Source organism: Bradyrhizobium commune, from assembly GCF_015624505.1.
In the GTDB taxonomy this organism is placed as follows: domain Bacteria; phylum Pseudomonadota; class Alphaproteobacteria; order Rhizobiales; family Xanthobacteraceae; genus Bradyrhizobium; species Bradyrhizobium commune.
Window position 1 is genome coordinate 6,636,731 of the sequence record NZ_CP061379.1, and the last position, 24,689, is coordinate 6,661,419.

Annotated in this window: 24 protein-coding genes and 1 tRNA gene; 4 read left to right on the forward strand and 21 right to left on the reverse strand. The window is 64.8% G+C overall.

The window, feature by feature from the left end:
- The 4 genes from IC761_RS31050 to IC761_RS31065 are packed head-to-tail and all read right to left on the reverse strand — an operon-like array spanning position 1 to position 2,712.
- Positions 1-879: a CBASS oligonucleotide cyclase gene (locus tag IC761_RS31050; RefSeq protein WP_195800443.1), complete on the reverse strand. Its 879-nt coding sequence runs from the start codon at positions 877-879 to the stop codon at positions 1-3.
- Positions 876-1,376, reverse strand: a complete 501-nt coding sequence (locus IC761_RS31055; protein WP_195800444.1) for a hypothetical protein — start codon at positions 1,374-1,376, stop codon at positions 876-878. Before IC761_RS31055 ends, IC761_RS31050 begins: the two co-directional genes overlap by 4 nt.
- On the reverse strand, positions 1,373-1,840 hold the full coding sequence (locus IC761_RS31060) for a CBASS system Cap8 protein (protein WP_195800445.1): 468 nt from the start codon (positions 1,838-1,840) through the stop codon (positions 1,373-1,375). Before IC761_RS31060 ends, IC761_RS31055 begins: the two co-directional genes overlap by 4 nt.
- Positions 1,837-2,712: an AAA family ATPase gene (locus tag IC761_RS31065; RefSeq protein ID WP_195800446.1), complete on the reverse strand. Its 876-nt coding sequence runs from the start codon at positions 2,710-2,712 to the stop codon at positions 1,837-1,839. Before IC761_RS31065 ends, IC761_RS31060 begins: the two co-directional genes overlap by 4 nt.
- Before the next feature lie 159 nt (positions 2,713-2,871).
- On the opposite strand from IC761_RS31065, the gene IC761_RS31070 reads away from it, so the two are divergent.
- Positions 2,872-3,195 (forward strand): helix-turn-helix domain-containing protein, encoded by a 324-nt coding sequence (locus IC761_RS31070; protein WP_074125173.1) that lies wholly within the window; start codon positions 2,872-2,874, stop codon positions 3,193-3,195.
- A 5-nt stretch (positions 3,196-3,200) separates the two neighbouring features.
- Positions 3,201-4,100 carry an ImmA/IrrE family metallo-endopeptidase gene (locus IC761_RS31075; RefSeq protein ID WP_195800447.1) on the forward strand — a complete coding sequence of 300 codons (900 nt, stop codon included), beginning with the start codon at positions 3,201-3,203 and terminating at the stop codon, positions 4,098-4,100.
- A 228-nt stretch (positions 4,101-4,328) separates the two neighbouring features.
- Here IC761_RS31075 and IC761_RS31080 read toward each other — a convergent pair.
- The 3 genes from IC761_RS31080 to IC761_RS31090 form a co-directional block, all read right to left on the reverse strand.
- Positions 4,329-4,405 (reverse strand) — tRNA-His (locus tag IC761_RS31080).
- A 185-nt stretch (positions 4,406-4,590) separates the two neighbouring features.
- Entirely contained in the window at positions 4,591-5,028 is a 438-nt protein-coding gene (locus tag IC761_RS31085) for a phasin (RefSeq protein WP_195800448.1), read from the reverse strand.
- Between the two features lie 308 nt (positions 5,029-5,336).
- Positions 5,337-5,714, reverse strand: a complete 378-nt coding sequence (locus IC761_RS31090; protein ID WP_195800449.1) for a phasin family protein — start codon at positions 5,712-5,714, stop codon at positions 5,337-5,339.
- 296 nt (positions 5,715-6,010) lie between these two features.
- On the opposite strand from IC761_RS31090, the gene IC761_RS31095 reads away from it, so the two are divergent.
- On the forward strand, positions 6,011-9,352 hold the full coding sequence (locus tag IC761_RS31095) for a PAS domain-containing protein (RefSeq protein ID WP_195800450.1): 3,342 nt from the start codon (positions 6,011-6,013) through the stop codon (positions 9,350-9,352).
- A 75-nt stretch (positions 9,353-9,427) separates the two neighbouring features.
- On the opposite strand, the gene IC761_RS31100 is transcribed toward IC761_RS31095, so the two are convergent.
- From IC761_RS31100 to IC761_RS31145, 10 genes are all read right to left on the reverse strand, one after another.
- Complete coding sequence (locus tag IC761_RS31100) at positions 9,428-10,600, reverse strand: thiolase family protein (protein ID WP_195800451.1); 1,173 nt, start codon at positions 10,598-10,600, stop codon at positions 9,428-9,430.
- 179 nt (positions 10,601-10,779) lie between these two features.
- On the reverse strand, positions 10,780-12,369 hold the full coding sequence (gene serA, locus IC761_RS31105) for a phosphoglycerate dehydrogenase (protein WP_195800452.1): 1,590 nt from the start codon (positions 12,367-12,369) through the stop codon (positions 10,780-10,782).
- Positions 12,370-12,485: 116 nt separating this feature from the next.
- Positions 12,486-13,658, reverse strand: a complete 1,173-nt coding sequence (locus tag IC761_RS31110) for a phosphoserine transaminase (RefSeq protein ID WP_195800453.1) — start codon at positions 13,656-13,658, stop codon at positions 12,486-12,488.
- A 79-nt stretch (positions 13,659-13,737) separates the two neighbouring features.
- Positions 13,738-13,992, reverse strand: a complete 255-nt coding sequence (locus IC761_RS31115; RefSeq protein ID WP_246791389.1) for a hypothetical protein — start codon at positions 13,990-13,992, stop codon at positions 13,738-13,740.
- 110 nt (positions 13,993-14,102) lie between these two features.
- Complete coding sequence (locus tag IC761_RS31120; protein ID WP_195800454.1) at positions 14,103-14,567, reverse strand: GNAT family N-acetyltransferase; 465 nt, start codon at positions 14,565-14,567, stop codon at positions 14,103-14,105.
- A gap of 17 nt (positions 14,568-14,584) precedes the next feature.
- The gene (locus IC761_RS31125) at positions 14,585-15,175 is read right to left on the reverse strand and encodes a glutathione S-transferase family protein (protein ID WP_195800455.1); all 591 of its coding nucleotides are present in this window, start codon (positions 15,173-15,175) and stop codon (positions 14,585-14,587) included.
- Between the two features lie 72 nt (positions 15,176-15,247).
- On the reverse strand, positions 15,248-16,072 hold the full coding sequence (locus IC761_RS31130) for an outer membrane protein (protein ID WP_195800456.1): 825 nt from the start codon (positions 16,070-16,072) through the stop codon (positions 15,248-15,250).
- A 170-nt stretch (positions 16,073-16,242) separates the two neighbouring features.
- Positions 16,243-17,079, reverse strand: coding sequence for an outer membrane protein (locus IC761_RS31135; protein ID WP_195800457.1), 837 nt, complete (start codon positions 17,077-17,079; stop codon positions 16,243-16,245).
- Positions 17,080-17,480: 401 nt separating this feature from the next.
- The gene (gene glmM, locus IC761_RS31140; protein WP_195800458.1) at positions 17,481-18,824 is read right to left on the reverse strand and encodes a phosphoglucosamine mutase; all 1,344 of its coding nucleotides are present in this window, start codon (positions 18,822-18,824) and stop codon (positions 17,481-17,483) included.
- 219 nt (positions 18,825-19,043) lie between these two features.
- Positions 19,044-19,211: a hypothetical protein gene (locus IC761_RS31145; protein WP_195800459.1), complete on the reverse strand. Its 168-nt coding sequence runs from the start codon at positions 19,209-19,211 to the stop codon at positions 19,044-19,046.
- A 105-nt stretch (positions 19,212-19,316) separates the two neighbouring features.
- Here IC761_RS31145 and IC761_RS31150 point away from each other — a divergent pair, with 105 nt between their 5' ends.
- Positions 19,317-20,453, forward strand: a complete 1,137-nt coding sequence (locus IC761_RS31150) for an alpha-hydroxy acid oxidase (protein WP_195800460.1) — start codon at positions 19,317-19,319, stop codon at positions 20,451-20,453.
- 153 nt (positions 20,454-20,606) lie between these two features.
- Here the strand turns inward: IC761_RS31150 and IC761_RS31155 are convergent, their stop codons facing one another.
- The 4 genes from IC761_RS31155 to IC761_RS31170 all read right to left on the reverse strand — a co-directional run bounded on the left by IC761_RS31155 (position 20,607) and on the right by IC761_RS31170 (position 24,648).
- Positions 20,607-21,233, reverse strand: a complete 627-nt coding sequence (locus IC761_RS31155) for a hypothetical protein (protein WP_195800461.1) — start codon at positions 21,231-21,233, stop codon at positions 20,607-20,609.
- Between the two features lie 56 nt (positions 21,234-21,289).
- A complete protein-coding gene (locus IC761_RS31160) occupies positions 21,290-22,129 on the reverse strand; it encodes a shikimate dehydrogenase (RefSeq protein ID WP_195800462.1) in 840 nt (279 codons plus the stop codon).
- A gap of 54 nt (positions 22,130-22,183) precedes the next feature.
- Positions 22,184-22,828, reverse strand: a complete 645-nt coding sequence (locus IC761_RS31165) for a YoaK family protein (protein WP_195800463.1) — start codon at positions 22,826-22,828, stop codon at positions 22,184-22,186.
- 65 nt (positions 22,829-22,893) lie between these two features.
- Positions 22,894-24,648 carry a SulP family inorganic anion transporter gene (locus tag IC761_RS31170; RefSeq protein WP_195800464.1) on the reverse strand — a complete coding sequence of 585 codons (1,755 nt, stop codon included), beginning with the start codon at positions 24,646-24,648 and terminating at the stop codon, positions 22,894-22,896.
- Positions 24,649-24,689: the final 41 nt, after the last annotated feature.

Consider the following 24,689-nt stretch of genomic DNA (forward strand, 5'->3'; position numbering starts at 1 on the left):
CTAGCTCTTCGGAAAGTAGCGACCCATGATCGATGCCCACACCGCCAGGGCTTCGCCCTGCTTACCCTGTTGCGCCAGGCGAACGGCCCGGGACGCTTCGGTCTCGGCGCGGCGCAACGCCGCCTCCGCATTCTTGATCAGATCGGGCGTCATCTGGTCAGATACCGGCGGGCCCAAACCCGCGGGATCCTTCCACTCCTGCCGGATGCCGTCCAAGGCGGCCGCGAAGAACCTCCGGACCTCGCCGGGATAGGTCGTGAACGGACCGTCGACGAGGTCCTGCGCCATCACTTCGATCAGGAAGGACGGTTTGATGGGCTTGTCCGCCGAACGGTTCCACCGCTTCAGCATCTTGACGAGCGGCACCCATTTCCCGCTTAGATTCTTGTTCTTCGCCGTGGACTTCTCGGCGTGGATCTCGGGATCGGTCTTGATCCACTTTCCGAGATCGCGGTCCGCGATCTCGTAGCAGTCGGAAAGCTCGATGGCGGGCACGGCGTCGATCGACAGGACCTTGCCTTCCTTGTCCGACGTATTCCTCTCGAACTCGACGGTGGCGCAGCGCCGCCCCGGCTGTACGGCGTCCTTGCCGAACTCGCCGCGCAGGCGATCGACGAACGCGTCGAGCACCTCGCTCGGCGTCTTCGAGCGCCGGTGCTGGTCCTTCGGACCGAGCGTGAAAAAGATGTCGACGTCCTTCAGCGGCTTCGTCTTCGTGTGCCGGTCGTAGGACCCGGTCAGAAAATCGCGGTCGATATCGAATCCGCCGCGGATGCAGTCGCGCACCTTGTTGTGCTTGCGGATCGTATCGGTCCGCTCCGTCTCGCTGAGTTCCAGGCGCTGCCGGAAGGTCTCGAATGCTTCTTCCACTGTGATCATTTGTAATACGCCATCGATGCCATGATGTCGGGAGTGGAGACGATCGTTCCCGCCTCGCGCCTGACCAAGCTGCCGAGCGACTTGAACGAGGTCCAGGACATGTTGCCCGGCAGCGCCGCGCCGGCGCGCGGCACCAGGAGAACCCGGTAGATGCAACCGGCCGGCGGCGTGCTGGTCTTGGCGAACGAACCCTCGAGGAACTCGCGGTCGACCCACATCTCGTCGACGCCGTTGCCGTCGTAGCGGATCGGGAAATCCCAGCGGCCCGAGGCGTCGGCGCTGCCCGGTTTGTAGAATTCGATGACGATCTTTTCGAGATCGCTCCGCTCCAGAAGCTCCCGCGCGCCGGCGTCGACCCAATCGGTCCAGGCGTCGAGCAGCGCCACCGGGCTCAGGTTGTAGTACGAGATGAGATATTTCAGCACGTTGCGCATCTTGTCGGACACGTACTTGGCCGTATGCGTGCGCGAATAGGTCGAGGTGAAGGTGGCGCTCATGACTTGCCCAGCACTCCCCAATCGATCGCGAGGTCGGCAGCGGCGGCCTTCGTCGCCTCCTCTTCGTCCGCCGGCGGCGACGCGACGTCGTGGACGCTGAGGCGCGGCGCCCGGCTCTTGAGCGCGTCATTCATCCACGTCACGTCGCCAGCTTCGATCGGCGCCGTGATCTTCCAGCCGCTCCCGCCCGTGGGATTCCAGGTCAGCTTGTCGATGGAGGAGCCGAGCTCGATGGCGTCCTCGTTGTAGCGGCAATAGATCACGAGGCGATCGCCGTTGCCCTTGACGACGATCGGCACCGTCGCCGGGTGTTCGTCCGCGATGAGCGATTCCATGATGCTCGCCGCCGCCTTCAGCGTGGCCGCATCGGGTGTGTCGGCGCCCGAGATCAGCGCGACGATCGCCGCCCATGTCTCGCCTGCGGAGCGCACCGGGATCGAGGCGATCTCGCGCTTGACCTTCATCCGAACTTCTCCTGCGCCTTCTCGATCTCGAGCGCCTGCTTCAGCGCCTTCAGCACCTGGTCGGCCTGCAGCTTGTTGAGGTCGCGCGCGGTCTCGACGCTCGAGGCCGCGGCCGAGATCATCGCCTTGCGCAAGCGGCGCCCGTCGAGCCCGTCGGAGGCCTTCACGAAAGCGGGGATCTGGCCGTTCAGCCCCGAAAGCTTGGGCCACTGCGTGGCGAGGGTGGCGAGGGTGTCGGCGATGATCTCCTGACGCGCATGCGCGTTCGGCAGACCGATGTCCTCGATCAGATCGGCGCGGGACAGCAGCGCGCGGTCCACGGCTCTCGGGAAGTTGGTGGTGGCGATCAGCAATGTGTTGCGGTGCTTGCGCGCAAGCAGGTCGATGCCGGCCAGGGCCGCGTCGGCTGCCCGATGCGCGTCGACCGGATTGGTCTCCAGGCTCATGCGCTGCCGGTCCGCCGCCAGCGTTTCGACCTCGTCGAGAAGCACGATGGTCGGTCCGTGCGCGGCGTGTTCCGGGATCAACTGGTCGAAGATCTTCAAGACCTCCTTCTGGCTCTTGCCGTGCGAGGCGCTGCCGAGCGCGTGCGGATCGAGCTGAAGGAACTTGACCTTCTTCGGCGTGAGGGCTTCGGCGACTTGGTTGGCGAGGCCGCGGGCGAGCGTCGTCTTGCCGGTGCCGGGCGGCCCGGCGAGCACGATCAGACCGTGGACCGGTATGCGCTCGAACGGGAAGTGCTGGCGCAGCTGAAAGGCGAGAAGCGCCTGCGCGACGAGGCGGATCCGGACGGCATCGTCCAATTTGATCGCCGACCAGGCGGCGGCGTAATCCGCGTGCGGCAGTTGGGCTTCATCGCTGATGGCGTCCATTTTGTCCCCTCGGCGGCTCACGGCCGGAGCCGTTTTGGCGTCCGATGAGGACGATGGTAACTATACAGATAAATCGAACGATTGATCCTGTCAAGGACGGCGCTATAGAATCGTCCAATTGAATCGGACGCCCGCTTCGGGACTGCTGAAAGGCTTGGGATGTCGTTGGCGACGAAGTTGAAAGAATTGCGGGTACGCAAGAAGCAGTCGCTGCAGGATGTTGCCGACGCGATAGGCGCGTCGAAGACCCATGTTTGGGATCTGGAGACCGGGCGGAGCAGCAATCCGTCGGTCGACCTGTTGACGAAACTGGCGACTCACTTCCAGGTCCGGATCGCCGATCTGGTCGGCGAGAATCCGAACGCGGCCGACGAGGACGAGAAGCATGTCGCCTTGTTTCGCGAGCTCAAGCAGCTTTCGGACCCCGACCTCGAGACAATTCGCATCCTGATGCAGCGGCTGAAGGATCCCGATCGAAAGTAGCCTCGATGCAGATCTCGCGTATCGACCTAGCCGACAAGGGCTCGCCCGAGGGACTGGTAATGGCCCTGCTCAAGGCCGAACCGAATCTGCCCATCCCGGTCCCGATTGAGGAGCTCTGCGGCCGGCTCGACATCATCGAGATCCAGGGGCTCACGACGCAAGGCTTCGAAGGCGGTCTGCTGACCGACCGCGAGCGAAGCCGGGGCATCGTCCTCGTCAAGAACGGGGTATCGCCTCAACGTCGCCGGTTCACCATCGGCCACGAGCTCGGCCATTTTCTGATGCCCTCGCACGTACCCGACGAGGAAGGCCGCTTCCTGTGCTCGCAGCGCGATATGGCGATGCTCAACCCCAAGGAAGGCGACCGCCGCGCGAAGATGGAAGTCGAGGCGAACCGCTTTTCGTCGCTCGTCTTGATGCCGCCGCCGAGACTGAGGGCTGAGACCGGCAATCGCGCGCCGAGCATCGAGCACATGCTCTCCCTCGCGACTAAGTTCGACGTGAGCAAGGACGCGATGGCCCGCGCATACGCCGAATACCATTCGGCGACGATCGCCTTCGTTGTCGTCCGCGGCGGCAAGGTGGGCGCGGTCTACCGCAACAGAACCAGATTTCCCTTCGTCACCGCGCTGCGCGGCAAGCCGGTTCCGGAGCGGTCGCTGTTTTATCGGAAGGGTTTGCAGGTCGGCGTGCCCAGCGACATCGACTCGCGCCTGCCCGACAACTGGATCGACGTCGAACGAGGGCGGCAGGCTCCGACGATGAGCGAACAAGTCTACCTGCAGTCCAACGGCTTCGCGCTGATCATGCTGTGGTACGAGCCCGCAGACGAGCCTGATTTCGACGCGGATGCCGAACGGACCGCGAAAGAGCGTCTCCAGCATCGACTGTCGCGTTTGTCCTGAACGGATCGCGTGGTGAGCGACTACAAGGGTCTCGCTGTAGGAAGACGCGCTCGGACGCAACCGTCTTCAGCGACGCAGCCAATGCACGAAGCGCAAAACCTCCACCAAGCTTTTTCGAGCGGACGGATTAGTGCAACGCCGAAGGATCAGCGCCCGCGCCATGGTATCTATGTGGTAGCTACAGCGGAAAACCAAACCGAAACATTTTTTATAAGCACTTGATTTCGTTGGTACAGTTGGGTGGGCTCGAACCACCGACCTCCTGTTCCACAGACAGGCGCTCTAACCAACTGAGCTACAACTGCATCCTTGCGAGCCGCACCTCATGGGCGCCCTTGACGGGCCGACAACTGAGGGGGCTGGACGGGGCGGAAACTAGGTGCAACGGCCGTTTTTGGCAAGGCCGCAAACCCCGATAATCGCCCCTATTTCCAAGACAAAACCCGGGCCCTGGGGCCCGGGTTTCTTAAATTCAGGCCAGCCGATCCGCTTAGGCGGCGGGGGGCGTGTAGAGCTTCGAGGCGCTCGCCTTGATCGGCTCGGCGGTCGCGGTCGCGGCCCGCTGGGCGATCTCGAGGAGCTCCTTGGCCTGGGCCTGGAAGGTCTCGAGCTGGGTCTTGGTGTGGCCGGTCCACAGCGCTAGCGCGTCCGACGGCGACTTCACGCCGAGCAGTTCCTGGGCGAAGTCCAGATGGGCGGTGGTATTGGCCTTCATGAACTCCATCAGCTTGGTGGTGTACTCGCTCGCGCCCTTGTTGGCTGAGGCGAACACGGCCTCGATGGTGCCGTTGTGGCTTTCGGCGGCGTCCTTGAACTTGGCGTAGTTTTCGCGGGCCTGCGAAACGCCCTTTTCGGCGAACGCACGCACCTGCTCCGGAACCTCGAACGGAATGACCGAGGAGGAGAATGGGTCAGTCGCACCTGTCATGGTTGTCCCTCACGATAGTGGTAAAATGGAGTGAGCCTTCTGGCGCGCCCGCCGGCCCCGATTACAGGCCGCAACGCGGGTACGAAGACTGGAAACGCGTTTACAAACGAGATGGCTCGCCCAGCGCTCCGTAATATCCGTGCCTAACATGTCAACATTGTGCGCCGCAATGTGATCCCGGGGGGCGATGGGAAAATTTAATCCCGGGCAGGGTGCGGGGTTCGGATTGGGGAAACTGGGGGGTGAGGTATTTTCGTGCTGTCGTTCCGGGCTCGCGACTTCGTCGCGTCCCGGAATGACGGCGGGGGCTAATGCTTCGGCTGGGTCGCGTCCATGGCGGCGCGGTGAACGATCTGGCCCATTTCGTTGGCCTGGTCGGCCAGCGCCTTCATCTGGGACTGCACATATTCGCCATGCAGCCGCATCACCTCGGAGAGGTCCTTGGCGTGGACCAGCGACTGGGCATAGTTCAGCGAGGCCTGCACATTGGCCTCGGCAAAGGTGAGCGCCCGGGCGCTGAGATCCTTGGCGCCGGCGCGCATGGTGGCGCCGTGTTCCTCCAGCGAGCCGGCGGCGGCCTGGGCGTTGGCGAGCAGTTTTTCAAAGGCCTCGCGGGCCTGCTTGAAGCTCGATTCCGCCATGGATCGCATCTCCGGCGGAAGGTCGAAATGTGCCTGGTCGGTCATTGCCACTCCTGTCCTGGTTGCTTGGCCCTGAAGGCCGTCCCCCGACGCGCCCGCGCGGCCCGAGAATACCGATCAACGGTATTGCCGGTGTGACGCGGGCCTCCGAATCCTGCGGATGCAACGTAAGCTCGGCTTGCGGGTTCAGCCACATTAAGGTTATCGCGGCTTAAGGTCGCCTCCCCTAGACTGGGGCCGTGGACCCGCCCGCCCCTGCGCGCGATACTAACCCTTTCTTAAGGCTGTCATTCCCGGCAGCCATGACGTCTGATGCCTGACACGAGATACAAGCCGGTTGGATGAGTAGTTCGGATTTCCAGTTGCGAGGCGTGGGTGATCCGCGGCTGGCCGTGCATGCGACCTCTCCGCTTCCGGCGTGGCTCTGGTCGATCGACGGCTCGCGCGTGCTGTGGGCCAACGCGGTCGGCGCGAGGTTCTTCGGCGCGCCGAATGCCGCAACGCTCGCCGAGAGGATCTTCGGACCGGCCGACAGCCATCGCCGCCAGGTCGCGCAGCTGGCGCGGCGGCTGACCGCGGGCGGCACTGTGAGGCTGGAGCGGCTGCGCGGCTTCGGCGCCTCGCTCGGCACGCTGATGACCTGCGCCTGCGCGCGGCTCGAGTTTGCCGATGGCAGCCATCTTTCTGAAGGAAGACATGCCGTGCTCGTCACCGCGATGGATGCGACCGGGCGCACCATGCCGCTGGTCGAGCGGCTGCATCGTCTGGTCGACGGCGCCAAGGTGCCGATGGCGGCGTTCACGCCGGACGGACTGTTCATTGGCGCGAGTGAGGCGGCCCGTCCGCTGCAAGGCTTTCGCGATCTCGGCGAGGCCGGCCTCGACAAGGTGCGCAGCGATGCGCTGGCCCATGGCCGCGTCGAGATGCCGATCGGCATCGGCAACATGGTGCTGCAACGGGTCGGCACGGGTGCCGATATCGGTCTGGTCGCGATGATCGAGCCCGTGCAGGCGGCGCCTGAAGCGGCCGCGCCGGAGAGTGCGCTGACCACAGCGGCGGCGGTGCAGCCGGAGCAGCCCGCCGTCGAGACGCCGGGCGAGCCGCAGCCATCGACTGAGGCGCCGAGCGGAATACCGCTGTTCGATCCCTTTGCCGAGGCCGACGAAACGCCGGCGCCGGTCGAAATCGTCCGCCAAACTCCGGTTGAAAACCCGCCAGAGGCCATTGTGTCGCCGCAGCCGGAGCCGATCACGGCAGCCATGGCCGAGCCGCCATCCGACCCAGCGGAGCCGCCCGCTCCGCGCCAGCATCCGCTGCGCTTCCTCTGGCAGATGGATGCGGAGGGCCGCTTTGTGCTCGCGAGCGGCGAGTTCATCCGCCTGATCGGCCCGCACACCGCTTCCGGCTTTGGCCGGCCATGGCACGAGATCGCCGAACGATTTGCGCTCGATCCGGAGGGACGCGTGGCGCAGGCGCTGGCGAGCCATGACACCTGGGCCGGCATCACCGTGGCCTGGCCCGCCGATGGCGGCGAGCCTCTCGCGGTCGAGCTTGCGGGGCTGCCGGTCTACGACAGCGCGCGCCATTTTGCCGGCTTCAAGGGTTTTGGCGTCTGCCGCGATCTCGACGGCCTCAACCGGCTCGATGCGCTGCGGCGGTACGAGCTGATCGCCGAGCCCGCGGCGCAGAGCCTGTCCGCCGACATCGTCCCGCCCGAGGCGGAGGCGCCGCCTCCGCCGACCGAGCCACCGCCGACCGAGCCTGAGCCTGAACCGACCGACCATCTCACCGAAGCGAATTCACACCCAACACATCTGGAAACGCCCGTGGAAACGCCTCCCAATGTCGTGCCGTTCCGCCCCCATGGCGATCTCAGATCACTCAATGATCAGAGCTCGCCGACGCTGACGCCGGTTGAGAACAGCGCGTTCAACGAGCTCGCCCGGCAATTGGCCGAGCGGCTGGAACGCGAGAAGCAAACAATCGTGGCTGAAACGTCCGAGCCGCTGACGAGCGAGATCGCGCCCGAGGCGCCGCCCGCCGCGACCGAGCCGCCGCCGGTTGAAGCCGGGGCGCCGCCGGCTGCGGCCGAATGGCTGACCGAGCCCGCGCCGCCTGCGCGCGGCGACAGCGCGCGCGACCGTACGCTGCTCGATCTCTTGCCGACCGGCATTCTGATCTATCGCCTCGACCGCCTGCTCTACGCCAACCCCGCTTTCCTCGCGCGCATGGGCTATGCCAACCTGACCACGCTGGAGGACGCCGGCGGGCTCGATGCGCTCTATGTCGAGCCGGGCGTCTCGACGGCGAGCAGCACCTCGCAGGGAGGCACGCCGGTGACGATCAGCGCGACGGTTGCGAATGGCGAGCAGCCGCTTGCGACCACGGAAGCGCATCTGCACACGATCGACTGGAACGGCGAGAGCGCGCATGCGCTGATCTGCGGATTGCCGCCGGCTGCTATCGTCGCGCCGCCCGTTGCCGCCGCGCCCGTTTTCGCTGAACCTGTTGTCGCCGAACCTGTTGTCGCCGAATCCTTCCCCTACGCGCCCGAGCTCGAATCAGCAGTCGGCGATGCCGACGCGGAGGATCTCGCCGCGATCCTCGACACCACGGCCGAGGGCATCGTGATGTTCGATGCCGAAGGCAACATCCACGCCTGCAACCGCAGCGCTGAGGCGCTGTTCGGCTATGACGGCGAAACGCTGTTGCAGCAGAACCTGGTGGCCCTGTTCGTGCCGGAGAGCCAGCAGATCGTCATCGACTATCTCGAAAGCATGAAGAGCGAGGACATCGCGAGCCTGCTCGACCACGGCCGCGAGGTGCTGGGCCGCGAGAAGAAGGGCGGCGTGATTCCGCTCGCCATGATCATGGGCCGCACCAGGCCCGACGGCCCGAACTTCTTCGCCGTGTTCCGCGACCTCTCGCAGAGCAAGACGAGCGAGAGCGAGCTGACGCAGGCGCGACGCCTGGTCGACGGTGCGGCCAACGCCAAGGCCGACATGCTGGCGCGGATCAGCCACGAGATCCGCACGCCGCTCAACGCCATCATCGGCTTTGCCGAGGTGATGATCTCCGAGCGGTTTGGTGCGCTCGGCAACGAGCGCTATGGCGAGTACATGAAGGACATCCGCGCCTCCGGCGAGCGCGTCATCACCATCATCGACGATCTGCTGGAACTGTCGCGGATCGAGACCGGCAAGCTCGATCTCAACTTCGCCAATCTCAATCTCAACGACCTCGTCGAAGCCTGCGTCACGGTGATGCAGCCGCAGGCCAATCGCGAGCGCATCATCATCCGTACCTCGCTTGCGCATGCGCTGCCGCAGGTGACGGCCGATGCGCGCGCGATGCGGCAGGCGACCATGAACCTGATCTCCAACTCGATCCGGCTCGCAACCGCCGGCGGCCAGGTCATCGTCTCGACCGCGATGACCGATCGCGGCGAGATTGCCTTGCGCATCCGCGACACCGGCCATGGGTTGAGCGAGAAGGAAGTCGCCGCTGCGCTGGAGCCGTTCCGCACGCCGCCGCCCGGAGACGCCTCGGACAATTCGGCGCTGAGCCTGTCGCTGACCAAGGCGCTGGTCGAAGCCAACCGCGCCCAGTTCAACATCAAGAGCGCAGCAAATACGGGAACGCTGATCGAGGTCGTGTTCGCGCCGGTGGTGGCGCGGGCTTAGCCGCGCGAACACGCCGCCCAAACAAAAGGGGCACGGCTTGCGCCGTGCCCTTTTGCATTCCGTGAGACACTCGTCTCAGCTATAGATCTCGAACAGCCCCGCGCCACCCTGGCCGCCGCCGATGCACATGGTGACGACGCCCCATTTGGCCTTGCGACGGGCGCCTTCCTGGAGCAGATGGCCGGTGAGACGGGCGCCGGTCATGCCGAAGGGATGGCCGATCGCGATCGAGCCGCCGTTGACGTTGTACTTATCGGGATCGATGCCGAGCTTGTCGCGCGAATAGAGGCACTGGCTGGCGAAGGCTTCGTTGAGCTCCCAGAGATCGATGTCGTCGATCTTGAGGCCATGGCGCTTCAAAAGCTTCGGCACGGCAAAGATCGGGCCGATGCCCATCTCGTCCGGCTCGCAGCCGGCCGAGGCCCAGGCAACGAAGCGGCCCATCGGATTGAGGCCGCGCTTCTCGGCGTCCTTGGCTTCCATCAGCACCACGGCGGCAGCACCATCCGAGAGCTGGCTGGCATTGCCGGCGGTAACGTATTTGCCGGGGCCCTTCACCGGCTCGAGCTTTGCCAACCCTTCCAGCGTGGTTTCAGGGCGGTTGCACTCATCGCGATCGACGACGTAGTCGACGATGCTCTCGGCTTTGGTCGCCTTGTCGACGAGCTTCATCTGGGTCTTCATCGGGACGATCTCGTCCTTGAACTTGTTGGCCTGCTGGGCTGCCGCCATGCGGCGCTGCGATTCCAGCGAATATTCGTCCTGATATTCGCGGCTGAGCTTGTAGCGCTCGGCGACGATGTCGGCGGTGTCGATCATCGCCATGAAGATGTCGGGCGCGGTCTTGAGCAGCTCCGGATCGACCCATTCCTTCGGCGAGCCGCCGCCCGGGATCGAGATGCTCTCGACGCCGCCGGCGACGATGCAGTCGGAGCCGTCCGAACGGATCGAGTTGGCGGCCATCGCGATGGTCTGGAGGCCCGAGGAGCAGAAGCGGTTCACCGAGACACCGCCGGTCGACTTCGGCAGGCCTGCGAGCAGCGCGGCCTGGCGGCCGATATTCGGCGCGCCATGGGCGCAATTGCCGAGATAGCAGTCCTCGACATAATCCTTCTCGACGCCGGCGCGGTCGACCGCATGGTGGATGGCGTGGGCTGCAAGCGACATCGGCGGCGTGATGTTGAACCCGCCGCGGCCGGATTTTGCGAGGCCCGTGCGCGCATAGGAAACGATGACGGCTTCACGCATTATTTTCTCCCTTTCGAACATTGGTACGAAGCGTTCTGGCCGCCATTGGTACACAAAGTTTGGCGAGCGCGGGAGAAATAAAGCGCGGCGCTGCATCGACAAAAACGCCGCCCTCTCGGGCGGCGTTGTTCCGCAGGTCGGAATATATGATGGACGTCATTCCGTGAGGCGCCTGCGCCTCAGAATTTCAGCGCCTTGACCTGCTTGACCTGCGGCAGCGCCTGCACCTTGGCGAGCAGGTCGGCCGGCACCGCGCCGTCGACCTCGACCAGCGCGATGGCGTCGCCGCCCTGCGCGACGCGGCCGAGATGGAAGGTCGCGATGTTGATCTTGGCATCGCCGAGCAGGCTTGCAAATGCGCCGATGAAGCCCGGCTTGTCCTCGTTGGTGACGTAGATCATCGACTTGCCGAACTCGGCATCGACGCGGATGCCCTTGATATCGACCAGGCGCGGCTTGCCGTCGTGATAGACAGTGCCGGACACCGAGCGCTCCTGGCGTTCGGTCGCCACCGTCACGGTGATCAGGCTCTCATAGTCGCTCTGGGCGGCGCGCACGATCTCGTCGACCACCATGCCGCGCTCCTTGGCGACGACCGGCGCGGACACCACGTTGACCTCGCCCAGCATCGGCCGCAGCAGGCCGGACAATACCGCTGACGTGATCGCCTTGATCTTCATCTCGGCGACGTGGCCCTCATAGGTGATCTCGACCTTGAGGATGCCGGATTCGGTGAGCTGGCCCGCGAACGAGCCGAGCTTCTCGGCAAGCGCGATGAACGGCTTCAGCTTCGGCGCCTCTTCCGCGGTGATCGAGGGGAAGTTGACGGCGTTCGAGATCGCGCCGGTGAGCAGATAGTCCGACATCTGCTCTGCGACCTGAAGCGCGACGTTCTCCTGCGCTTCCGTGGTGGACGCGCCGAGATGCGGCGTGCAGATCACGTTGGGATGGCCGAACAGCACGTTGGTGTTGGCGGGCTCCTCGACGAAGACGTCGAAGGCGGCGCCAGCAATGTGCTTGGAATTGAGCGCATCGACCACGGCCTGCTCGTCGACCAGGCCGCCGCGGGCGCAGTTGATCAGGCGCACGCCCTTCTTCATCTTGGCGATCGCGGAAGCGTCGATGATGTTCCTGGTCTTCTCGGTGAGCGGCGTGTGCAGCGTGATGAAATCGGCGCGCTTGAGGAGATCGTCGAGATCGACCTTCTCGACGCCGATGTCCTTGGCGCGCTCCGGCGACAGGAACGGATCGAAGGCGATGACCTTCATGCGCAGGCCGAGCGCGCGGTCGGCGACGATCGAGCCGATATTGCCGCAGCCGACCACGCCAAGCACCTTGCCGGTGATCTCGACGCCCATGAATCGGTTCTTCTCCCACTTGCCGGCCTGGGTCGAGGCGTCGGCCTGCGGGATCTCGCGGGCTAGTGCCAGCATCAGCGTGATGGCGTGCTCGGCGGTGGTGATCGAATTGCCGAACGGCGTGTTCATCACGATGATGCCCTTGGCCGTCGCAGCCGGGATCTCGACATTGTCGACGCCGATGCCGGCGCGGCCGATCACCTTGAGATTGGTCGCCTTCTCCAGGATTTTTGCGGTTGCCTTGGTCGCGGAGCGGATCGCGAGGCCGTCGTAATTGCCGATGATCTCGGCAAGCTTGTCCTTGTCCTTGCCGAGGTTCGGCTGGAAGTCGACCTCGACGCCGCGATCCCTGAAGATCTGCACGGCAGCGGGCGAGAGCGCGTCGGAAATGAGAACTTTGGGTTTGGTCATGGGGTGATCCTCTGCCTTCCCTGATGGAAGGGACGACGTTCGACCGGAATCGGTGGATGTCTCGAAGCAATTTCTTCGACCTCCCCCCGCAGGAACGGGGAGAGGCGAAAAGACAATCAGGCTGCCTTGGCCAGCGTGGCCTTGGTCTCGGCAAAGGCCCAGTCGATCCACTGCGTCAGCAGCTCGACGTCCCTGGCCTCGACGGTGGCGCCGCACCAGATGCGCAAGCCAGCCGGCGCGTCGCGGTAGTACGCGAAGTCGTAGCCGGCGCCTTCCTTCTCGACCAGCGCGACCAGCTTCTTGGAGAACTCGGCTTGCGCGTCGTCCGAGAGCGAGGTGATCGCGGGATCGGTGAACTTCAGGCACACCGAGGTGTTGGAGCGGATCGCGGCATCCTTGGCCAGGAAGTCGATCCAGGGCGTCTTCGCCTTCCAGTCGGCCAGCACCTTGGTGTTGGCATCGGCGCGCGCGATCAGCGCCTTGAGGCCGCCGATCGACTTTGCCCAGTTCAGCGCGTCGAGATAATCCTCGACGCAGAGCATCGACGGCGTGTTGATGGTCTCGCCGACGAAGATGCCTTCGTTGATCTTGCCACCCTTGGTCATGCGGAAAATCTTCGGCAGCGGCCAGGCCGGCTTGTAGGTCTCGAGCCGTTCCACCGCGCGAGGCGACAGGATCAGCATGCCGTGCGCAGCCTCGCCGCCGAGCGCCTTCTGCCAGGAGAAGGTGACGACATCGAGCTTTGCAAAATCGAGCGGCTGCGCGAATGCTGCCGAGGTCGCGTCGCAGATCGTCAGACCCTCGCGGTCCGCCTTGATCCAGTCGGCATTGGGCACGCGCACGCCCGAAGTGGTGCCGTTCCAGGTGAAGACGACGTCGGACTTCGGATCGACCTTGGAGAGGTCGGGGATTTCACCATAGGCCGCGTTGAGCTTGGTGACGTCCTTGAGCTTCAACTCCTTGATGATGTCGCTGACCCAGCCCTCGCCAAAGGATTCCCAGGCGAGCGTGGTGACGGGCCGCGCACCAAGCAGCGACCACAGCGCCATCTCGACCGCGCCGGTATCGGAGGCCGGCACGATGCCGATGCGATAATCGGCGGGCACTTCAAGCACTTCGCGCGTCAGATCGATCGCGAGCTTGAGCTTGGTCTTGCCGACCTTCGCGCGATGCGAACGGCCGAGCGCTGCGTCCTTGAGATTTTGGGCATTCCAGCCTGGGCGCTTGGCGCAGGGGCCGGAGGAGAAATGCGGCACGGTCGGCCGCGAAGCGGGCTTCGCTACAGTCATGATCTACCCTTCCAGATAGTAAGCCTCCCGTTGGGGGGAGGTGTCCCGCCGCGGCTGATACGGGAAACAGGAAGAGTCGTCAAGGAAGTTCCGGCGCCTCACGCTGGAGTGATGGCAATTCCGGCGCGATTCCAGGGGATTCGACAGACGTCAGCGCGTTCAGCAAGTCCGTGGCCTCGCTGATCAATTGCACAGCGCGGCGGCGGCTGCCGACTTTCAAAATGCTCTTGTCATTGGCCCGCACAACGTAATCGTTGCCGACCTTGATCATGGAATAGCTTGTCATCGAAATCCCCGAACCGACCGAGCCCGGTTTGAGACGCTGGCGTAGCACTGTTCGTTCCTCGATCAACGTGAACGACGAACGGGTAGTTTATCAGCTGTTAAGATGAACGAATGCGCGATCCGATTTCGTTGATCGCGCAACGCTCGCGATCAGCTGCCTCAAAAGCGGACAGTCATGCCGACATGGCTCGCCGAAAATCCGAGCCGCTTGTAGAAGCGCTGCGCGTCGACGCGGCTCGAATGCGTCAGCAATTCGACCAGAATGCAACCGCGCGCCTTTGCTTCCGTGACCGCCCATTGCACCAACTTTTCTCCAATTCCGCGGCTGCGGCAATCAGTGGCAACACGGACATCCTCGAGCAGGCCGCGGATGCCGCCTTGCGAGCTGATGCCCGGCAGGATTGCGAGTTGCAGGCAGCCGACCACCCTGCCCTCGCTTTCGGCGACCACGAGCAGGAGATTGGGATTGCGTTCGACCCGTTCGAACGCTTCGTAATAGACCTCAGGCAGCGGGTCCTCCAGCCGCTCGCGGGCGCGCCCGAGATGGTCGTCGGCAAGCATCGCGATCATCGCCGCGACGTCCTCGCGGCGCGCGGGGCGGATGGCAACGGACGTATCATTCATCGACGAAAACTCCAGGCTCAACGCGCGGGCGGAAGGCCGAGAAAGGCCTCGGTGTCAGCGATCCAGCGGCGGATGGCCGCATAACGGCCGAGATCGAAACCGCCTTCATGCGCGAGGCGGGTATAGGCGAGCAGCGAGACGTCGGCGAGCGAAGCTACCTCGCCGGCGAAGAAACGTTTCGCGGCAAGATGCTGCTCCATGCAATCGAGCGCCGCATGGCCGCGCTTGACCTTGTCGGGGTCGAGCTCGGAGGCCTCCTTGCCGAGATAGACCAGCTGGAAACGGCACACCGCGATATAGGGCTCGTGGCTGTATTGTTCCCAGAACAGCCATTCGTCCATCTTGGCGGCGGCAAAGGCGTCGCGCGGAATGAGCGCGCTGTCGCGCGCGAGATAGCGGATAATGGCGTTGGACTGCGCCAGCGTGCGTCCGTCGTCGAAGGCTATGGTCGGCACCTGGCCGGCGCCGTTCATCGCCAAAAATTGCGGCGTGCGCGTCTCGCCCTTGCGCGTGTCGATCTCGATCCAGCGATAGGGCAGCGCGAGCTTGTCGCACACCCACTTCACCTTCAGACAATTGCCGGAATTGCTATCGCCGAAAATCTTCACTGCCACCGCTCCCCATGGAGCGACAGAGCATCAGGGCCGGGGCGCCCTGTCAATCAGCGCCATGCGCGCGCGTCAGAACTTGTAGCCGAGACCCGCGCGAACCGTGTTGATGTTGGTGTCGATGTTGGTGGTGAAGCGGATGTATTCCCATTCGGCGCGCGCGAAGAGGCCGCCGACGAGGTTGACGTCGACGCCGAGACCCGCGGTATAGCCGTAGATCATGTGATTGTGCACGGTATCGTTGGCGCTCAGCGGCTGGAGGCTCGTATATGTCCCGCCGATCGTCGTGCTGACCGCATCCTCAACCAGAACGGTGCGCGAGATGTCGGCCTTGCCGAGCGCGAAGCCGCCAAAGATGTAGGGCAGGAAGCAGCCCCAGGCATAGGCCGCTCGGCCGCGGAACGTCGCCATGTCCGAGATCGAGATTCCGGCCGACGACGTCACCTTGACGTCGTGAAAGAAGCCATCGGTCAGCGCGCTGCCGCTGACAAGTTCCTTGGACGCCTGCGACATGCCGCCGTATGAGCCGTGCAGATAGCTCACCTCGAGGCCGTAGACGACGTCCTCCCACTGAGCGTTATATCCGAAGAAAGCACCGTATCCGCTCGACCGGTGTGACTCTCCGCCGAGACCGAGATTCCAGTTTGCGACATCCATCTGCTGGATGACGTTGTGGTCGAGCAGCGTGGCCAGCATATTCGTGTTGCTGCCGCTGAAATGTTCGTCGGAGGCGCCGTAGCCGCCCTGGGCGCCGGCATAGAAGCCCTGCCAGTTGACACTGGACTGGCTGAGACCGTCGCTCAGGCTGCCGCGCAGGATGGGAAGATCCGGCATATCGGCCGCGTGTGCGGCAGATGCCGTCCCCAACACCACCGCAGCCAACAAAAGCCCACGCATTGCAACGCTCCATCGAACTCGAACTTTCGCTCGTGATCATGGCTCGTTAACCTTAACCAATGGTTTGCGTCGGAGGCTTTCGTCGCGATCGAGCAATGAAAAAACCGCAAAGCAAAACGGCGCGGGATGATCCCGCGCCGTTAAGAGAGTTTAAGCGATCGAGCGAGCGATCAGCCCTTGGTGACGAGCGGCGGCGGCGCGTAGACCGGCGGGCTGTTGAGATCCCAGCGCACGCCGAGCTTGACGTCGTGCGAGGTGATGTCCTTGACCTTGATCGTCGAAGAGCCGGAGATGCTGCCGTCAAACGCGCGGAAGTTACCGGGCGCAGCGTCGCCGAGATCCATGTAGCTGTAGGCCAGTTCGACCGTGAAGCCGGGGTTGACCTTGTAGGCGAGACCGGCGTGAGCGGCCCAGGCGAAGTTCCACTTTCCGTTATCGCCGAAATAGGTGACGCTGTTGGAGAGAGCGCCGGCGGTGTAACGAATGCCGCTGTCCTGGAAGCTCGAGAGCTTGTTGTAGGAGCCGCCGACACCGGCGCCGATGAACGGCGTGATGCACCACCAGGTGCCGAGATCGACATAGGCGTTGGCCATGACGACCCACTCGGACTTGCTGCCGGTGTAGGTGTTGGCTTCGACGTCGGTCGGGCCGAGGACGACGCTGTCCGAACCGTGCAGATTGGCCTTGCCGCGATACTGGCCGATCACATCGGCGCGGAACCAGTTGTTGAAGCGATAACCGACACCGAGATCGAACAGCGGCGAGGAGTCGAAGCCGAGGCCGTTCGTCGTGGTCGGGAACGCAGCCGCAGTCGCGCTCTCGACGCGCTTGGCGCTCTGGTTGGTCATGCCGACGTCGCCGCGCAGATACCAGCCGCCGAAATCGGCAGGCGGAGCCGGCGGCGCGTACATGGGGGGCGGAGCTGCGATCGGCATGTCGGCGGCGAACGCCATCGACGAGATCAGTGACGCCGCACCCGCGGCAAGGAGAGACTTAACGCTACGCATTGGCTTCGTCCTTATGGCCGGTGAGGCAAAATGCAGGTGCCCCACGTTCTGGAAACTCACAGGCGGACGATGGCACCAAATGCTTAAGCGCCACTTAACCCTAATTTTTAAGGTTGATTTTTTCTGACCACTCGCGCGGATGCGGCGCAAGCGTTGCAAAAATGCGGCAACGAGGCGCCGCAATTGCTAACGATGTGTGAAGGCGCACTGCGGCGAGAGAGGATGCGTTAACGCGCGTGCGGCGGATGTTTGGGCAGGAGACCGGAATCCTAGGGTGGGCAAAGGCGCACTTGCGCCGTGCCCACCGTCTTTCCGATACAGCGACAGACGCGTGGGCACGCTTCGCTTTGCCCACCCTACGACATCTGTGATCGGGGATAGAGGGCGCTCAACCGGCGCGCTTACGCCGCCGCTTGTCCCAGCGCGGAGACGATGGTGTCGACGACTTCCTCGACCAGATGGCGGTCTTCGCCTTCGCCCATGACGCGGATCACGGGCTCGGTGCCGGAGGAGCGGATCAGGAGGCGGCCGTGGCCGTTGAGGCGCTTCTCGCCGTCGGAGATCGCCGACTTGACGTCGGAATCATCGAGCGGCTTGCCGCCCTTGTGGCGGACGTTCTTGAGGATCTGCGGCAGCGGATCGAAGCGGTGGCAGACCTCGGACACCGGCCGGCGCAGCTTCTGCACCACCGCCAGCACCTGCAATGCGGCAACGAAGCCGTCGCCGGTGGTGGCGTAGTCCGACAGGATGATGTGGCCGGACTGCTCGCCGCCGAGATTGTAACCGCCGCCCAGCATCTGCTCGAGCACGTAGCGGTCGCCGACCGGCGTGCGAACGAGATCGAGCCCCTGCCCTTTCAGGAAACGCTCGAGCCCGAGATTGGACATCACGGTGGCGACGATGCCGGGCCGCGACAAACGCCCGTCTTCCTTCCAGCTCTGCGCGATCACCGCGAGCAATTGGTCGCCGTCGACGACATGGCCGCGCTCGTCGACAAGGATGACGCGGTCGGCGTCACCGTCCAGTGCAATGCCGATGTCGGCGCGCATCTCGCGCACCTTCTTCGACAGCGCTTCCGGCGAAGTCGAGCCGCAATCCTTGTTGATGTTGAAACCGTCGGGCTCGACGCCGATCGGCACCACGTCGGCACCCAGTTCCCACAGTGCTTCCGGCACCACCTTGTAGGCGGCGCCATTGGCGCAATCGACCACGACGCGCAGGCCGTCCAGCGAGAGGTCGCGCGGCAGCGTGCGCTTGGCGAATTCGATGTAGCGGTCATGCACGCCGTCGATGCGGCGGGCGCGGCCGAGGCTCGCGCTCTGTGCGAGCCGCTTGTCGATGGGCTCGTCGAGCAGCTGCTCGATCTGCTTCTCGACGTCGTCGGAGAGCTTGAAACCCTGCGGGCCGAACAGCTTGATGCCGTTGTCCTCGAACAGATTGTGCGAGGCCGAGATCATCACGCCGAGATCGGCGCGCATCGACTTGGTCAGCATCGCCACCGCCGGCGTCGGCATCGGGCCGACCAGCAGCACGTCCATGCCGACCGAGGTGAAGCCTGCGACCATGGCGTATTCGATCATGTAGCCGGACAGGCGGGTGTCCTTGCCGATCACGACGCGGTGGCGGTGATCACCGCGCTGAAACGCGAGGCCCGCGGCCTGGCCGACCTTGAGCGCGAGCTCCGGCGTGATCAGTCCGTTGGCGCGGCCCCGAATCCCGTCGGTCCCGAAATATTTGCGGCTCATCATCGTCCCCCACGCAACAACCAGGGATCCCCATCACAACCTCCGGGTGCCCGAACGGGCCCCGCATCCCTGATTTGCTGAGGTCTTATAAAGCCATCGCGGCTAACTTGGCTTCAAAAAATATGATGAATCATTACGGAACCGGGACCGCGCCCGCCCCGGTAACTTATTGTTAACGTTATATTTCCGGTTTGATCACCGGAACGAAACGGAACCGCACTAGTCGGTCCGCTTCACATGACCGTCGCCGCGGCTCGGCGCCGGCTGGGTGACGTTGACGGGATCGGAGCCCGGGAAGGTCTCCTCCAGCCCCTCTTCCAGGGCGTCCTCGAGGTCCTGCTTCTCCTTGATCTCTTCCGGCGAAGGTCCCGCGTGCGGTCTCTTCATGGCGCGCTCCTCTACAGACGATTTGGCTGTGCATCCAACCATGCTAGATGACCCCTCAATCTTCCGATGCAAGACTCTCGAGACAAGACGGGCCGGGGAACGTTCATGAAGCACATCACCTGTATCGACGATCTTCGCACGCTGCATCAGCGCCGCGTGCCGAAGGCGTTCTTCGATTATTGCGACCGCGGCTCCTATGCCGAGGAAACGCTGCGCGCCAATCGCGAGGACATGCAGGGCATCAAGTTCCGCCAGCGCATCCTGGTCGACGTCTCCAAGCGCGACACCTCGACCACGATCCTCGGCGAGCCTTCGACCATGCCGCTGATGCTCGCGCCTGTCGGCCTGCTCGGCATGCAGCATGGCGACGGCGAGATCCACGCCTGCCGCGCCGCGCAGGCCGCCGGCATCCCGTTCACGCAGTCGACGATGTCGATCTGCTCGATCGAGGACATCGCCGCCAATGTCGAGAAGCCGTTCTGGTTCCAGCTCTACGTGATGAAGGACCGCGGCTTCATCAAGGAACTGATCCAGCGCGCAATGGCGGCAAAGTGCAGTGCGCTGGTGCTGACCGTCGATTTGCAGGTGATCGGCCAGCGCCATGCCGACATCAAGAACGGCATGACGGTGCCGCCCGAATGGTCGCTGTCGAAGCTGATCGATTTCGCAACCAAGCCGGCCTGGGTTGCCGGCGTGCTGCAAGGCAAGCGCCGCACCTTCGGCAACATCGCCGGCCACGTGAAGAACACCGAGGATCTCAATCGCCTCGCCGAGTGGACCGCGTCGCAGTTCGACACCTCCCTGAGCTGGAAGGACGTCGAGTGGGTCCGCAGCATCTGGCCGGGCAAGCTCGTCATCAAGGGCATTCTGGACGTCGAGGACGCCGAGGAGGCCGCCAAGACCGGCGCACAGGCGCTGGTGGTGTCGAACCATGGCGGCCGTCAGCTCGACGGCGCGCCGTCCTCGATCGAGGTGCTGCCGGAGATCGCGGACGCGGTCAGCTCCAAGATGGAGATCATGTTCGACGGCGGCATCCGCTCCGGCCAGGACGTGATGCGCGCGCTGGCGCTCGGCGCCAAGTCCTGCATGATCGGCCGCGCTTATGCGTATGGCTTGGGTGCCGGCGGCCAGGCCGGCGTCGCCAAGGCGATCGACATCATCCAGAAGGAGCTGCTTACGACCATGGGCCTGTGCGGCGTCAACGGGATCGACGAGATCGACGATCACGTGATTGCGGTGTAAACGCAGCAGCGGTGCCGTAGGGTGGGTTAGCTCTGCGGCTGCGCGAAGCGCTGTCCGCTGAGCGTAACCCGCCAACTTCGGTCCGCATTGGCGGAAGCATGGTGGGTTACGGCTTCGCCTAACCCACCCTACAAGTTCTTCCCTCGTCGCCCCTCACATCGGCGGGGTCAGGCCGTCACGGCCGACACTGACACGGTTGGTCTCGAACGAGCCGTCCGGCAATTGCTTCATGAAGGCGATGACCTTGGCGCCGGCCTTCAGGTCGGTTTTGTCGCCGGGCACGTAGGTCACCACCGGCGTCATGTCGGAGACGAACACCTTCTTCTCGCCGTCCTTGTACTTCACGAGCAAGGTATGGCCGTCATTGCCGACCACGCTCTCCGCCACGGTCGCGTTGGTCATGCTGGAGTCGGGCTTCAGATCCCAGGGACGCGAGCCTTCGCCGGTGCCGCGCATGCTTTCCGGGAACACGTGGACCTCGACGGCGTTGTTGCCGCCATCCGGCCCGGGCACGGTGGTGGCGCCGACGAAGGAGCCGACCTTGATGTCGGCGAGTGAAATCTTGGTGATGCCGGCCACGCGCAGGTCGGATGCGATGTGGAGCTTGACGTCCTCACCGCTGCGCGACTTGACCAGCATGGTATCGCCCTCGAGGCTCTCGATGGTGCCGCGGACGCGGGTCGGCACCGGGGCCTTCTGCGCGAACGCCGCGAAGGTCGAGATGGCCACCATTGTGACGGCAAGGATTGGACGCGTGAAAGTTGCACGTTGAACAGACATGAAGGTCTCCGATTGTCCCTACGGATAGAGAACTCCGGAGAGGGCGCGCTATTCGCTCAAGTCTTTGTGAGATCGGCCTCGACCAGAGCGCGCAGCTCGGCGGTCACCTCGGGCGTTCGGCCAAACCACAGCGCGAAGCCGCGCACCGCCTGGTGCAGGAGCATGCCGAGCCCGTCGGCGGTCCTCAGGCCGCGCGCCTTGGCCGCCGCGAGCAGCGGCGTCACCAGCGGGACATAGACGAGGTCGGCGACGACAGAGGCTTGCGGCAGGCGCGCCACGTCGATATCGAGCGCCGGCTGGCCGTGCATGCCGAGCGACGTGGTGTTGACGAGAAGCTTTGCGCGCGGGAGAACGTCGTTGATCCCGTCCCAGGAAAGCGGACGCACGTTCGGCCCGAACTGCTTTGCCAGCGCCTCGGCCCGCGCGATGGTCCGGTTGGCGAGATGGACGCGCGCGACGCCGCGCTCGACGAGCCCGAACACGACCGCGCGCGAGGAACCGCCGGCGCCCAGCACGAGCGCCTCCTCGACCCTGTCCCAGCCGGGCGCGCTGGCATCGAGATTGTTGATGAAGCCCTCGACGTCGGTGTTGGTCGAGCGCAGCTCGCCGTCTTCGAACCACAGCGTGTTGGCGGCGCCCACGGCCCTCGCGCGCGCGTCCGGCGTCGAGAGCGCCAGCACGCCTTCCTTGTGCGGAATGGTGACGTTGGCGCCGACAAAGCCGCGCAGCGACAGTCGCAGCACGAAGTCGCGGAGATCGTCGGGCGGAACGGCCTCGATGACATAGCCGCCTGCAATGCCGAGCGTGCGCAGCCAGTAATGATGGATCAACGGCGAGCGCGAATGCGCTGCTGGCCATCCGATCAAACAGGCCGCGGGAGCCTTGGTCACGATCATCCTTCCCTAAGAGACAGTGCGGGAGGCGATCCATTTCGCGTCCCGCAGGCTCTGTCAAGCGCGCGGGCGCCGCATCACGACGGCCACGATCGCGCTCAGGGCGAGCGCCGCAGCTGCAGCAAACCAGATCGCGGACAGGGTGATCCGGGCATAGACGAGCGCGCCGGCCGCCGAGCCCGCCACCAGCGCCGCCCAGAGCGAGAGGTTCGGCGCCCAGCCCCAGCGCGGCCCGCCGGTGAGGCTGACGGCGAGCAGCTGGCCGACCTTGACCAGCGCGCCCGTGACATAGGTGAGGCCGAGGCCGGCGCCGCCGTCGATCTGGAACACGGCATTCTCCAGGCCCATCGCCAGCACGATCCCGGCAATGGCTGGGCCTTGCAGGCCGAACGCGTGGCACAGCGCGGCCCCGGCAAGCAGTGCGGCCTCGGTGAGGAGCAGCCAGGGTTGTCGTTCGGTGCCGCCGCCGAGCACCATGAGGCTGCCGGCCGCGGCTCCGGCCACGAACAGCGTGATCAAGCCAAGCGCCTCGGCGGCCTCGCGCCAATGTGCTTTGGCAAGACTGACCCCCATGCGCGTGGAATTGCCGCTCATGAACGAGACGAACAGGCCGCCGAGATGCAGAAAGCCGACGCCGTCGACATAGCCGGCCAGCGCACTGAGCGCGCAAGCCAGCGCGATATTGCGACGCGAATTGAGCATTCCCTGCACCACCGCCGTGACGCGGCAGTGTCGGTCAAATCGAAAGGCTTGAGAAGGGCGCGACGTCAGCTCGCCGCAATGTCCTCGGCCGCGGGCTGGACCGCGCCGCCCTTGATGTCGGCGACCGCGCGCGCGATGGTCTCGCGATAGCGCGCCCGCGGCGGCGTCACGCCATGGGTGAGCAGCGCGCGGCGGACGGTGGGCGATGCGCCCGTGATGAACAGCCTGATGCCCTGGCGGTGGGCTTTTGCGGCGACGCGGCCGAGCACGTTGGCCGCGGTGGAATCCAGGAACGGCACCGCGGCGAAATCGACGACAAAGCCCTTGCGCTTGTCGGCGATGCCGTCGAGCACGCCGCCGATAGCGGAGGCTGCACCGAAGAAGAACGCGCCGGTGATGCGATAGACCAGCACGTCGCGATCGATCGCGAGCCCGGCATCATAACGCACACGCTCGCCATTGCCGTCATCGGGACGATCGTCGGCGACCAGCGGCGTGCGTTCCTCGATCCCGGTCATCTCCGCCATGCGATGGATGAACAGCACCGCGCCGAGCGCGAAGCCGACCAGAATGCCTTCGGTCAGGTCGCGGAAGATGGTGAGCAGGAAGGTCGCGAGCAGCACGATCGCATCGCCCCAGGAGGAGCGCAGCAGCGTGGCGAATTCCTGCTTCTCCGCCATGGTCCAGGCCACCACCACCAGCACGGCGGCGAGCGCGGCCAACGGAATGTAGCTCGCAAGCGGCGCCGCGATCAGCATGAACAGCAACAGGAAGACGGAATGCAGCATGCCCGCGATCGGCCCGCGCGCGCCGGCGCGGATGTTGGTGGCGGTCCGCGCGATCAGGCCGGTAACGCAGATGCCGCCGAACAGCGCCGAGCCGATATTGGCGACACCTTGCGCCACCAGCTCGCAATTGGAGCGGTGACGGCGTCCGGTCATGCCGTCGGCCACCACCGCTGAGAGCAGCGATTCGATGGCCGCGAGCAGCGCGAACGAGATCGCATCCGGCAGTACCGCTTGCGCCTTCGCCAGTGAAAACACGGGCAGTGCCGGTAACGGCAATTGGCGCGGGATACCGCCGAAGCGCGTGCCGATGGTCTCGACCGGCAGCGAGAGCGCGGCGCTCGCGACCGCCGCGAACACGACCGCGATCAGGATGCCGGGCCAGGACGGCCGCCAGCGCCGCAAGGTCGCAATGATCGCGACGCTGACGACAGCGACCGCGACGGCCGACGGATTGACGGTGTGAAGGCCTGCCGCCAGCGCGATGAGCTTCGGAACGAATTCACCGGGCTCCTTCCCCGCGAGCGTGATGCCGCCGAGATCGCGAAGCTGACTGGCAAAAATGATCACGGCGATGCCGGCGGTGAAGCCGACCGTCACCGGATAGGGAATGAACTTGATGTAGGTGCCGATGCGCAGCAGGCCGGCAGCGACCAGGAACAGGCCGGCCATCAGGGTGGCGAGGATCACGCCGTCGACGCCATGCCGCTCCGCGGTCACCGCGACCAGCACGATGAAGGCGCCCGCGGGTCCGCCGATCTGGAAGCGGCTGCCGCCGAGCAAGGACACTATGAAGCCGCCGACGACCGCCGTGTAGAGCCCGCGGTCGGGCGTCACGCCCGAGGCGATCGCGATCGCCATCGACAATGGCAGCGCCACGATCGCGACGGTGAGGCCGGCAAAGACGTCGGCGCGGAAATCCGCAAGCCCATAGCCCTCGCGCCAGACCGTGACGAGTTTTGGCAGATAGAGTTCGGCAAAGGTCGGCTGGCGCAGCCGGTGCAGCCCGCTTGCATGATCGCTTGTGATGCTCATGTCAGCAAAGTGCTCCGCTGGCCCCACAACGCTCCGGTGCA